We start from the raw sequence: 11,404 nt of genomic DNA on the forward strand, positions 1-11,404 counted from the left end.
CGGGAGCGGCGCTGTTGGCGGCCCCTTGGCGGTACGGTCGGCGGCGCCGTCAGCGCTGCGGCGGTGTGAGGATGCCGCGCGCGTAAGCGGTGGTGACGGCAGCGGTGCGGTCGTCGACGTCGAGCTTGGCGAACACTCGCAGCAGATGCGTCTTCACCGTCGCCTCGCCGATGTGCAGCGTCCGCGCGATGTCCGCGTTGGACGAGCCGGTCGCGACCGCCGCCAGCACCTCCATCTCGCGGGGCGTCAGTTGTGGCTCGGACGGGGCGCGCATCCGCTGGACGAGCCGGGCGGCCACCGGCGGCGCCAGGACGGTCTCGCCGCGGTGCGCGGCGCGCACGGCCTCGGCCAGTTCGGTGCGCGGGGTGTCCTTGAGCAGGTATCCGGCCGCGCCGGCCTCGACCGCCCGCACGATGTCGGTGTCCGTGTCGTACGTGGTGAGCACGAGCACGCGGGTTCCGGGCGATTCGGCGAGGATGTGCGTCGTCGCCTCCGCGCCGTCGACGTTCGGCATCCGCAGGTCCATGAGCACGACGTCGGGCCGCAGGTGGTACGCCATCGTGACGGCCTCGGCGCCGTCGCCGGCCTCACCGACCACGTCGAGGTCGTCCTCGGCGCCGAGCATCCCGGCCAGCCCGGTGCGCACGACCGGGTGGTCGTCGACCAGCAGCAGGCGAACCGTCGTCACAGCGGCATACGCTACCCGCGGTGGTCCAGGTCCGGATCCGCCCGACCCGGCATCGTCACCCGGACGGTGGTGCCCGAGCCCGGCGCGCTCACGATGTCGAGGGTGCCGCCCGCCTGGGTCACCCGGGTGCGCATGCCGTGCAGACCGAATCCGTGGCCGTCGTCGGTGCGGAATCCGCTGCCGTCGTCGACGACGGCGACCGTGGCGCCGTCCGGCACGCCGGGACGGAACCGCAGCGCCAGGCAGACCCGGGAGGCGCCCGCGTGCCGGCGCACGTTGGCCAGTGCCTCCTGCACCGTCCTGAGCAGGACGACCTCGGTGCCGGCCGGGAGCACGACCGGATCGCCCTCGACGCGGACGTCGACGTCGACACCGGTCTCGTGGCCGAACCGCGTAGCCGCGCGCTGGACGGCCTCCGGCAGCGACGCGTCCTGCAGGCCGACCGGAGCCAGGGCGCCGACCAGCGCACGCGCCTCGGCCAGGTTGTCGCGTGCGGTGGACTCCAGCAGCGCGAGCCGCTCGCGCGCGGCGGCCGGGTCACGCTCGAGAGCCACCTCCACCGCCTGCGCCAGCGTCAGCACACTGGTGAACCCCTGCGCCAACGTGTCGTGGATCTCGTGCGCCAGCCGCTCCCGCTCCGCCAGCGCACCGCGCGAGTGCTCGGTCTCGGCGAGCTCGGCGCGGGTGCGCTCCAGTTCGTCGATCAGCGCGGCCCGCTTCTCGGCCTGGTCGAACACGCCGGTGATGAACAGGCCGAGAAGCAGGGAGAGGCCGACCTGCGTCGCGTACTCGGGCAGCGCGTCGCCGAACCTGTCCGACGACCACCCGAGCTGGGTGAACTCGACCACCGCCATCCCGGTGACGAGCACGAACGTCGCCACGACGGCGTGCCGGGTACGCAGCAGGGCCCAGACGTGCGGGAACAGCCCGAACAGCAGGATGTACGCGCTCTGCGAGCCCAGCGCGAGCAGCGCGTACAGGCAACCCCAGCTGATCGCGACCAGGGCGATCGCGGCGGGTGTCGAATCCGCGTCGCCCAGTCGGCGCCGGCCGAGCAGCAGGTAGCTGAGGATCATGAGCGCGAGGACCAGCAGCGCCGCGGTCCGCTCGCCGCCGGCGACGTCGTCCGAGGTGCCGGTCAGGACCGCCACCAGGACGACGAGCCCGACGTACAGCGTGTGCCACCCGACGGCCATCCGGCTCCAGAACGCCATCAGGTCCGCCTCACTGGAGCCCTTCGCCGGCGCGGACGCCGGGCCCGGATCGGCCGCGCTCAGCTGTCCCCCTTCCGGCCCCACCGGAACGTCCGTGCGCACAGGAGCAGACCGGCGACCAGCCACACCGACAGGATCAGTGCCGTCGGAGCGAGTTGCCATGATCCGGACACCTCCATCGGTTCGAGACGGTCGGGCAGGAACACCGAGCGCATGCCCTGAGCCAACCACTTCAGCGGGAAGACCGAAGCCACGTTCTGCAACCAGCTTGGCAGGTCGTTGAAGACGAAGAAGACCCCGGAGATGAACTGCAGGATCAGCACCGGCGCCAGAACGACCGCGGACGCGCTGCGCGCCGACGACGGCACCGACGAGTACGCCAGCCCGAGAACCGTGCCGGCCGCGGTTCCGAGCAGATAGACCCAGGCGAACCGGAGCCAGCTCCCGGCGTCGCCGGGAAGCGGCACGTCGAACGCGACAGCGGCGACGGCCAGGAGCAGGGCCACCTGGGCGAGGCCGGTGAGCAGCACCATGCCGACCTTGCCGAGGAAGTACGCGGCCGGCGGCATCGGCGTCCCGCGGAGCCGCTTGAGGGTGCCCTCGTCCCGCTCGACCGCGATGCCGATGGCCAGCGTCTGGAAGCTGACCAGCATGATGCCGGCGGCCACCATCCCGGGCAGGAAGTATCGCGCGAAGTCGACGCCGCCGCCGGTCGCCTCGCCGAAGACCGTCTCCCCGCCGCCGAACACGGTGGCGAACAGGCCCAGCAGGACCACCGGGAACAGGAACGAGAACACGACGGAGTCGCGTTCGCGGAAGTAGATCCTGGTCTCGAGGATCGTCCGGGCCACCGCGATCCGCAGCGTCGACGGTTTCGTCCGATCCGGCGAGGGCGTGGCGGTGGAGCGCTCGTGCGCGGATGCGGTGGTGCGGCTCATCGGGTGGCCTCCAGCGTCGGTCCGTCGGATCGGTCGTCGGGCCGCTCGTCGACGTGCCCGCCCGTGCCCGTGTCGTGTTGCGTGTCCGGCCGGGTGTCGTGGCCGATCAGACGCAGGTAGACGTCCTCGAGAGTGGGCCGGTCCACGGACAGGCCCGGAACCTCGCCGCCGAAGCGGGCGGCGAGGTCGGTGACGAGGGCCGTCGGACGGTCGGTGGTGGCGCTGTGCGGTTCGCCCTCGTCGAGCCAGCGCACGACGACGTCGTCGCGGTCGCGTCCGCCGATACGCGCGGGCGAGTCCATGGCGAGGATGTGCCCGGCCGTGATGATGCCGACCCGGTCTGCCAGCTGTTCGGCCTCGTCCAGATAGTGCGTGGTCAGGATGATGGTCGTCCCGCCGTCGGCCAGCGACGAGATCAGCGACCAGAACTCGCGGCGGGCCTCCGGGTCGAAACCGGTGGTCGGCTCGTCGAGGAACAGCAGGTCGGGCGAGCCGAGGATGCCGAGCGCGACGTCGAGGCGTCTGCGCTGTCCGCCGGACAGGTGCCGGGCCCGGGCCCGGCGCTTGCTCTCGAGCCCGACCGCGGCGATGACCTCGTCCGGGTCGCGTGGCGCGGGGTAGTACACGCGGAAGTGCCGGACGAGTTCGTCGACCGTCAGCTCGTCGAGGCCGCCGGAGGTCTGCAGGACGATGCCGATCCGGTCGCGCCAGCCGGGCTCCGGCCGGCCCGGATCGGCGCCGAGCACGCCGACCTCGCCGCTGTCGCGGTGACGGTAGCCCTCGAGGATCTCGACGGTGGTGGTCTTGCCGGCGCCGTTCGGGCCCAGCAGCGCGACGACCTCGCCGTGGTCGACGTCGAGATCCAGCGCGTCGACGGCGGTGACGTCGCCGTAGGCCTTGCGCAGTCCGCGTACCCGGACGGCCTGGGAGGTGGTGGTGATCATGGCTCCACCGTGGCGCCTCGGCGGGTTCGGCGACAGCATCACGCGGTGGGTTCGCGGGTCCACCGGACGGTGGACGTTGCCGCGGTACTCAGACCTCCTTACCTGCGACGACGGCCGTCTGAGGTGGCCTCAGACGGGTCCCGCGCCGCGAAGATGAGGAACTCGCCCGATGTGCGGCCGCACGCCTCAGGACGAGTGTCGACGGTGTCGGCGGCAGCAGCCACCGAAACGGAGTGACAGGAGACACACCATGAGTATTTACGGGGACTACGCGGCGACCGTCATCTCGAAGCAGCGCGGGAAGGACCTCCGGGACGAAGCGCGCCGGGCGGTCATGGCGGAGGAGGCCACCAACGGAAGCCGGCGAGGGCGGCGCGGTCTGCGCGGTCAGCCGGGACGTGGCCGGCGGGGAGCGCGGTCGGCGTCCGGCCGGGCCCGGGCGGTGTGACACGGCCGACCGCCTCATACGCCCGGCCGGGCGAAAAGGGGTACGAGAGTGTCGGTGGCCGGTGGCACCATGAGTGACGTGAACATTCATGTCGCCCGCCCAGCCGATTTCGTCGGCCGGGACGGCCAGCTGGCCGACCTCCGGAGCGCGTTCGAGTCCGCGCGCACGGGGGCCCCGGCCACCGTGCTGGTGGGCGGCGAGGCCGGCATCGGCAAGAGCCGGCTCGCGGAGGAGTTCACCGCCGAGGCGGCACAGGGCGGTGCCCGCGTCGTGGTCGGCCGGTCGGTGCCGCTGGACGGCGAGGGCCCGGCGTTCGCACCCATCGTCGGGGTGGTGCGCGGCCTGTACCAGGAGTTCGGGGCGCGGGAACTGCTCGACATGGCCGGTCCCGGCGGTGAGGTCCTGGGCAGTCTGCTGCCCGAGCTCGGCGACGGGGTGGGCCACGGCGGCGGCGCCGAGGGGCGCGGCCGGCTGTACGAGGTCGTCACGTCGTTGCTCGAGCGGGTCGCCGCCGAGCGGGCGCTCGTGGTGGTCCTCGAAGACCTGCAATGGGCGGACAGCCCGACGCGCGACCTGCTGCGGTTCATGGTGCGCGGCCTGCGCGGCGCCCGCCTGATGCTGCTCGCCACCTACCGCACCGACGAGCTGCACCGAGGGCATCCGCTGCGGTCGCTGCTCGCCGAGCTCGACCGGCTGCGCCAGGTCCACCGGATCGACGTACCCCGCCTCGGGCTCGACGACGTCGCGGTCCAGGTCCGCGGTGTCCTCGGCCGCGAGGTCGCTCGTGACCACATCGAGCGGATCCACGAGCGCAGCGAGGGCATCCCTTTCTTCGTCGAAGAGCTCGCCTACGTCGACGACGGCTGCGGTTGCACCGAGCTGCCCGAGTCGTTACGCGACCTGCTGCTGGTGCGTATCGAGCCGCTGTCCGAGGACACCCAGCGGTTGCTGCGGCTCATGTCCGCCGGCGGCAACCGCGTCGAACACGCCGTGTTGGCCTACGTGTCCAGCAAGTCCACGCACGACCTCGAGTCCGCGTTGCGCGAGGCGGTCTCGGGCGGAGCCGTCGTGGTGGACGGCGACGGCTACGCGTTCCGGCACGCACTGCTGCGCGAAGCCCTGCACGACGACATGCTGCCCGGCGAGCACGCGCGTATGCACGCCCGGTACGCGGAGGCACTCGAAGAGCGCCCGGAGCTGATGCCCAACACGCCGACGGCAGCCGAGATCGCGCACCACTGGTACTCCGCGCACGACGTCGAGCGGGCGTTCCGGTGGTCGCTCACGGCCGCCGGCGAGCTGGTGCAGTCCTACGCGCACGCGACTGCGCGGCTCATGCTCGAGCGCGCGCTCGAACTCTGGGACCATGTCGCGGAGCCGGCGCAGATCGCCGGCGGCGACCGGGTCGACCTGTTGGCGCGCGCCGCGAACGAGGCCTACGAGGCCGGCGATCACGACCGCGCCATGTCGTTGCTCAAGGAATCGCTGCGCCTGGTCGACGAAGACACCGAGCCGGCCCGCATGGGCTGGCTGCTGACGCGGCTCGCGAACGTCCAGAGCCGCGACGGGCGGCCCGGCGCCATCGAAGCGCTCGAGCGCGGGCTCCGGCTCATCCCGGCGGACGCCACGTCCGCTGCCTGGCGCGCGGAGGCGCTCGACCGGCTGGCCATGATGCTCATGCTCGCGTGGCGCTTCGACGATGCGCTCGAGGTCGCCGACGAAGCCGAAGAGATGTCCCGTACCGCCGGGCTCGACCACCTCGTCGCGTCGGCGCGCATCACCCGGGGCACGGTGTGGGTGCACACCGATCCGGAGCATGCCGTCCCCGAGATCAAACGCGCCAGGCCGGTGGCGCTGGCCGAGCCGAGGCACCTGCTGCGCTATTACGTCAACCTGTCCGACGTGTACCACATCTCGGGGCGTTACTCCGACGCCGTCGAGCTGGCCACCGAGGGCTACCAGCGGTCCAAAGAGCTCGGCCGCAAACGGACCGTCGGTTCCATCATGGTCGGTAACGCCGTCGAACCACTGCTCGCGGTGGGCAACTGGGAGAGGGCCGAGCGGCTGATCCGCCGTGGTCTCGAGCTGGAAGCGCCGGTCAACCACGAGCGGCACGTGCGTACCCTGCATGGCTGGCTGCTGCTCTGGCGCGGTGACGTCGACGCGGCCGCGCGGGTGCTCGACGAGCTCACCAGCACCGGCAGCCGTCGAGTCGTCCTGCCGCAGGACGGCCACCTGGTGGCCAGGCTCAGCATCGACGTCGCTCTCGCCCAGGGCGATCCCACCCGGGCGTGGGCGGCGCTGGTCGACGTGATCGGCGCGGACGGTTCGAGCCCGCTGGCAGCCGGCTACGACCTTCCGCTGATGTTCGGTGGCGCTCAGGCTCTGGGTGCGCGCGTCCGGCAGGGTGCGGCCGACGTGTCGGCCGACCTCCGACTGGTCCGGGAGCTGACGGAGCGGTTCGCGGGAACCTGGCCGGGCACGGTCTGGCCGAGTCTCGTCGACGCCGAACTGGCCGGCCACGGCGGTGACGACCCCGCGGCCTGGGCGAATGCGCTCGACGCGGTCCGCGCGGCGGAGGGGCCCGCGCACCTCGTGCCGTACGCGGCGTTCCGGCGCTCGCGTGCGCTCATCGACACCGACGATCGTCATGGTGCCGCCGAGGCGCTGCGTGAGGCCGCGGCCGCCTGCGACGAGCTCGGCGCCGGGCTGTACCGCAGGTGGGTCGACGACCTGTCGCGGCGGGCGAACCTGCCGCTCAGGGCGGCCACGTCGGCGGACGGCTCGTCCGTGGACGGCGAGCCACTGCCCGGTCTGACCGCTCGGGAGCGCGAGGTGTTGCGGTTGGTCGCCGAGGGGCGCAGCAACCGTGAGATCGGCGAGGCGTTGTTCATCACCGCGAAGACCGCCAGCGTGCATGTCTCGAACATCCTCGCCAAGCTCGGAGTGACGGGCCGCGGTGAGGCTGCCGCCGTGGCCCACCAAGCCGGGTTGCTGAGCCGCGCTGCGTCGTGAGGCACGGGCCCGCCTCAGGCACGGCGGTGTGAGGTGCGAATCCGCATGAGCAGCGGCGGCGTGAGGTGCGAGGCGGCGGGTGGGCGCACCGCCGCCCCGCACCGGCTCAGAGCACGCCCGGACGCGGAATGAACCGGGTGGGTCGTTGCCGTCCGGCTGCCGCCGACCACAGTTCGTCGCGCGCGCTCGCGGCGACGACGCTGAGCCGGTCGAACACGTCCGGGTGCTCGGACACCAGGGCGATCTGATCGCCTCCCGGGTGGTGAATCTCCACGACGGCGCCGAGCGAACCGTCGTCGAACATCTCGGTGGACACGCGGGTGAGGGCCTGGGTGGCTGCGGGGAGGGCGACGATCACGCGCATCTCATTCACGCAGGGCTCCGTCGCAGGTGACTCGTGCACGGACGGGGAGGGTCACGGGCGCCCTTTCGCTCGAGGTGGCTGGCCTACGCCGGAAGAACAGTGGCATAGGCCGGTCGTCTGGTCAACTGTCGAGCGGCCATCACTAGGCGAATGCATGCATCACTAGGGCTGTACGGGTGGTGACGCATGGAATTCCATGCGGGACGTGATCATTCGCGCTGGGAGGGGTGGAGCGGGTACTCGCGCTCGACGGCTGCGGCGCCCGGTGGGTGGATCGTGTCGGCGGCTTCCAGCGGCTGGTCCGTGGTGTCGTAGACGACGTGGCGGACCACGAGGACGGCGACGTCCTCCGGCGAGCCCAGGGTGCGTCGTTCTTCGGTGCCGGCCGTGCGCGCCCAGGCACGATCGCGCGCGTAGCCGGCGCGGCGGCCGGTCGACTGCTCGAGGTAGGCCGCTGTGCCTTCGCGGATCCGTTCGGCCCGCAGCAGCCGCGGCGCCGTGTCGGCGAGCTCCGCCGGGAACCAGGACGTCGACGTCTCCACGACCCGCCGGCCCACCCGGACCACACGACGGCGGCGGACGACCCGCGGGGCGTCGCCGCCGGCCGCGGCCGTGAGCTGCAGGTCGTCGGCGACGTCGGCCGGCGGCTCGACGAGGTCGGCGTCGACGATCCGGGTGTGCTCGCCGGGCTCGTCCGCGCCCTCACCGGACCGTGGCGGCCGGTGGTGCTCGTCTCTGGGATGCCGCGGCCGGACCTCGGCGACGTAGGTGCCCGAGCCCTGCCGGGTCTCGGTGAGGCCGTCCAGCCGCAGGGTGAGTAACGCGCGAGCTGCCGTGGGCCGCGCGACGTCCCACTCGTCGGCGACGCGTCGTTCGGACGGGAGCTCGTCTCCCGGGCGCAGGACGCCGCCCATGATCCGGTCGCGGTAGTGCTGGGCGATCTGCCGGTACCTGGGCACGGGATCGGTGTGCTCAGGCACGGTCGTCCTCCTCACCCGGGTCGTCGTGCACGCCACTGTACGGGCCGCACCGGCACGTCCCGGAGCAGCGGCCACGGTCGCGTCGTGGCCGTGTCCGGTCAGGCCGCCGACGGGACCGGTGGATGCGTGACCCGGCACATGCCACCTCTCCCGTCGGGCAGCCCCGCGGCGTGGTCCTCGGAGTCGTGCCGCGGCAGGTATCCGAGCTCGATGCGTGCGGTGGAGACGTCGAAGGCGTTCCGGGTGTTCGCGGAGACGCCGAAGTAGGCGCCCGCGCGCACGTCCGCCGTCAGCGCGCAGCGGACCAGCGCTTGCAGATCCTCTGGAGCGAGCCAGCCGGTCAACGCCCCGGTGTCGACGGGGCGTGGCTGGCACGCGCCCAGCCGGAGACAGATCACCGACAGCTCGCTCGTCGCCGCGGTCATGTGCCCGTAGCTCTCGGCGAAGGCCTTGGTGGCGCCGTACGCGCAGCACGGCCGCGCCGGCCACGCCGGGTCGACCATCCGCTCGCCGGGACGGAAGTACGCGCCCATGGCATGCACGGAGCTCGCCAGCACCAGCCGGCGAACGCCTGCCGCCCGGGCGGCGTCGACGACGTTGACCATCCCGTCGATGTTCGGCCGGCGCAGATCGTTCCACGACGCGTACGCGGCCGGGTTCGCCGCCAGGTGCACGACCGCGTCGACCCCGGCGACCGCGTGGTCGGCGAAGGACCTGTCCGCGAGGTCGCCGACGACGGTCTCCACCTCGGCGTGGTCGACGTCGCGAGTGTCGACGGCACGAACGCTCATGCCGTCGAGGCCCGGCCACAGCATCCGCGCGACACTTCCTGCCGCGCCCGTGATCAGCACCGGCCGCTGGTCCATGCGTCCTCCTCGGCTCGGACGTGCGCTGATCAACGATATCCCCGCGGCTGTGGCGGAGTCGTTGGCGACCGTTCCCTTCGTCCTCACGTGTCTGAGGGCGAAACGACCAGGCTGATCGCCTGGAGCCATGAACTTCGCGCCGTCCACGAGCAACTGCGGGAAGCCTTGCGGGTGACCCGCGCCGCGCTGAACGGCGGCGAGGCCGCAGAGCGCGCTACCCGGGATCTGCTGCTGTTCTGCCGTGGTTTCTGCACCGCGCTCACCGGACACCACGAGGGCGAGGACCGCGAACTGTTCCCGGCCATTGCCGCGGCGCATCCGCAGCTGCGCGACACACTGCGGTACTTGGAGCAGGATCACTCGATGATCGCGCACCTGCTCACCGATCTGCAGGCCGCCGTGGAGTGGGTCGCGTCCCCGGTCGAACTCGACCAGCACCTGGAGGGGATCGCGGCGATCATGGAGAGCCATTTCCGCTACGAGGAACGTCAGCTCCTGACCGTCCTCGACACGCTCGCGTTCGATGCGGACCCGCACGACGTCCTGGGGCCGTTGTGATCTCGAGGCTGCCGTGATCATCAACGTTTCGCCACGCCATGACGTGACCAAACGTTGATGATCATGGGAGTGGGACGGGATCCGTCAGCGCCGGGAGCGCACAGCGGCGGCCAGGCGGGTCAGCAGGGCCTCGGTGGTCTCCCAGCTCATGCAGGCGTCGGTGACGCTCTGCCCGTAGGTCAGCGGCAGGTCGTCGATCTCCTGCCGTCCCTCGACGAGGAAGCTCTCCAGCATGATGCCGGCGATGCCGGACTGTCCGTCCGCGATCTGGGCGGCGATCTCGTCGACGACCACGGCCTGGCGCTCGTGGTCCTTGCCGCTGTTGCCGTGGCTGGCGTCGATGACGAGCCGTTCCGGCAGGTCCGCCTTGTGCAACAGCGCGAGCGCGTCGCGGACGTCGTCGGCGCGGTAGTTGGGCCCTCCGCGGCCACCGCGGAGGATCACGTGGCAGTCGGGGTTGCCGGACGTGGTCGCCGCCGCGGCCCGCCCGTCGTGGTCGACGCCGAAGAACACGTGCCCGCTCGCGGCGGTGGCGCAGCCGTCGATGGCCGCCTGGACGTCGCCGCTGGTGGCGTTCTTGAACCCGACCGGCATCGACAGCCCGGACGCGAGCTGGCGGTGCACCTGGCTCTCGGGGGTGCGGGCCCCGATCGCTCCCCACGAGACCGTGTCGGCGATGTACTGCGGGCTGATCGGCTCGAGGAACTCGCAGCCCACCGGCAGCCCGGCGTCGAGCACGTCGAACAGCAGCGTGCGCGCCGTCCGCAGGCCGCGTTCGACGTCGAACGAGCCGTCCAGGCCGGGGTCGTTGATCAGGCCCTTCCACCCCACCGTGGTGCGCGGCTTCTCGAAGTACACCCGCATCACCACCCGCAGGTCCGCGCGCAGCGCCTGCGCCACGGGGGCCAGGCGGCGCGCGTAGTCGAGAGCCGCCTCCGGATCGTGCACCGAGCACGGACCGACGACGACCAGTAACCGGTCGTCCTCGCCGGACATGATCTCGCGGACCTCGCGTCGGCTGTCGCGCACGAGCCCGGCGTGCTCGTCGTCCATCGGCAGCTCCGTGAGCATCCGCGCCGGGGACGTCAGCGGCTGGAACCCGGTGATGCGGAGGTCACCGGTGGGAGAGTGGGGGTCGGACATGGTGGCACCGTTCTTCCGTGACGGGCGGGTCGCCCGTGTCACCCGAGCCGGCCCGCCTCATGACGAAGGGCAGAGACGAGTGGTCTCTGCCCTGATGGCTCCGGGTGAGTGGTCGGTCAGCGCGAGTAACGCCCGGCTCCACCCGGAGCCTGCGTAAAGTAGCGATACCGACGAACCCTGTTCACGTACAGCAGTGTAACCGACCGTCGTCCGCGGCGGGATCGTCAGGGGCCACGGTCGCCAAGA

Annotated in this window: 11 protein-coding genes; 3 read left to right on the forward strand and 8 right to left on the reverse strand. The window is 72.0% G+C overall.

Features of this window, described 5'->3' with window-relative positions; translation table 11 throughout:
- Positions 1 to 49: 49 nt before the first annotated feature.
- Genes CLV30_RS03195 through CLV30_RS03210 form a run of 4 tightly spaced genes read right to left on the reverse strand, consistent with a single transcriptional unit; the run spans position 50 to position 3,784 of the window.
- Positions 50 to 688, reverse strand: coding sequence for a response regulator (locus tag CLV30_RS03195; protein ID WP_240723157.1), 639 nt, complete (start codon positions 686 to 688; stop codon positions 50 to 52).
- Positions 689 to 699: 11 nt separating this feature from the next.
- Positions 700 to 1,986 (reverse strand): sensor histidine kinase, encoded by a 1,287-nt coding sequence (locus CLV30_RS03200; protein WP_106535747.1) that lies wholly within the window; start codon positions 1,984 to 1,986, stop codon positions 700 to 702.
- Positions 1,962 to 2,840, reverse strand: a complete 879-nt coding sequence (locus CLV30_RS03205) for an ABC transporter permease (RefSeq protein ID WP_106535748.1) — start codon at positions 2,838 to 2,840, stop codon at positions 1,962 to 1,964. Before CLV30_RS03205 ends, CLV30_RS03200 begins: the two co-directional genes overlap by 25 nt.
- The gene (locus tag CLV30_RS03210; RefSeq protein ID WP_106536046.1) at positions 2,837 to 3,784 is read right to left on the reverse strand and encodes an ABC transporter ATP-binding protein; all 948 of its coding nucleotides are present in this window, start codon (positions 3,782 to 3,784) and stop codon (positions 2,837 to 2,839) included. Before CLV30_RS03210 ends, CLV30_RS03205 begins: the two co-directional genes overlap by 4 nt.
- A gap of 250 nt (positions 3,785 to 4,034) precedes the next feature.
- Here CLV30_RS03210 and CLV30_RS25845 point away from each other — a divergent pair, with 250 nt between their 5' ends.
- Together CLV30_RS25845 and CLV30_RS27475 are read left to right on the forward strand one after the other, a co-directional pair.
- Positions 4,035 to 4,232 (forward strand): hypothetical protein, encoded by a 198-nt coding sequence (locus CLV30_RS25845; RefSeq protein WP_129710854.1) that lies wholly within the window; start codon positions 4,035 to 4,037, stop codon positions 4,230 to 4,232.
- Between the two features lie 78 nt (positions 4,233 to 4,310).
- Complete coding sequence (locus CLV30_RS27475) at positions 4,311 to 7,247, forward strand: helix-turn-helix transcriptional regulator (RefSeq protein WP_165358443.1); 2,937 nt, start codon at positions 4,311 to 4,313, stop codon at positions 7,245 to 7,247.
- A gap of 106 nt (positions 7,248 to 7,353) precedes the next feature.
- Here the strand turns inward: CLV30_RS27475 and CLV30_RS03220 are convergent, their stop codons facing one another.
- The 3 genes from CLV30_RS03220 to CLV30_RS03230 form a co-directional block, all read right to left on the reverse strand.
- A complete protein-coding gene (locus CLV30_RS03220; protein WP_129710852.1) occupies positions 7,354 to 7,620 on the reverse strand; it encodes a hypothetical protein in 267 nt (88 codons plus the stop codon).
- 200 nt (positions 7,621 to 7,820) lie between these two features.
- Positions 7,821 to 8,591, reverse strand: a complete 771-nt coding sequence (locus CLV30_RS03225) for a GntR family transcriptional regulator (RefSeq protein WP_106535751.1) — start codon at positions 8,589 to 8,591, stop codon at positions 7,821 to 7,823.
- Between the two features lie 98 nt (positions 8,592 to 8,689).
- The gene (locus CLV30_RS03230; protein ID WP_165358442.1) at positions 8,690 to 9,457 is read right to left on the reverse strand and encodes an NAD-dependent epimerase/dehydratase family protein; all 768 of its coding nucleotides are present in this window, start codon (positions 9,455 to 9,457) and stop codon (positions 8,690 to 8,692) included.
- Between the two features lie 87 nt (positions 9,458 to 9,544).
- Here CLV30_RS03230 and CLV30_RS25850 point away from each other — a divergent pair, with 87 nt between their 5' ends.
- Positions 9,545 to 10,015, forward strand: coding sequence for a hemerythrin domain-containing protein (locus CLV30_RS25850; RefSeq protein ID WP_129710850.1), 471 nt, complete (start codon positions 9,545 to 9,547; stop codon positions 10,013 to 10,015).
- 84 nt (positions 10,016 to 10,099) lie between these two features.
- Here CLV30_RS25850 and CLV30_RS03235 read toward each other — a convergent pair whose 3' ends face one another.
- Positions 10,100 to 11,158, reverse strand: a complete 1,059-nt coding sequence (locus tag CLV30_RS03235) for a 3-deoxy-7-phosphoheptulonate synthase (protein WP_106536047.1) — start codon at positions 11,156 to 11,158, stop codon at positions 10,100 to 10,102.
- Positions 11,159 to 11,404: the final 246 nt, after the last annotated feature.

Source organism: Haloactinopolyspora alba (genome assembly GCF_003014555.1).
GTDB classification, from domain to species: Bacteria; Actinomycetota; Actinomycetes; order Jiangellales; family Jiangellaceae; genus Haloactinopolyspora; species Haloactinopolyspora alba.

Excerpts from the sequence above, each read along its gene's own strand:
- CLV30_RS03205 (WP_106535748.1), bottom strand. The coding sequence starts at position 2,840 with ATGAGCCGCACCACCGCATCCGCGCACGAGCGCTCCACCGCCACGCCC.
- CLV30_RS03210 (WP_106536046.1), bottom strand. The coding sequence starts at position 3,784 with ATGATCACCACCACCTCCCAGGCCGTCCGGGTACGCGGACTGCGCAAG.
- CLV30_RS25845 (WP_129710854.1), top strand. The coding sequence starts at position 4,035 with ATGAGTATTTACGGGGACTACGCGGCGACCGTCATCTCGAAGCAGCGC.
- CLV30_RS03230 (WP_165358442.1), bottom strand. The coding sequence starts at position 9,457 with ATGGACCAGCGGCCGGTGCTGATCACGGGCGCGGCAGGAAGTGTCGCG.
- CLV30_RS03235 (WP_106536047.1), bottom strand. The coding sequence starts at position 11,158 with ATGTCCGACCCCCACTCTCCCACCGGTGACCTCCGCATCACCGGGTTC.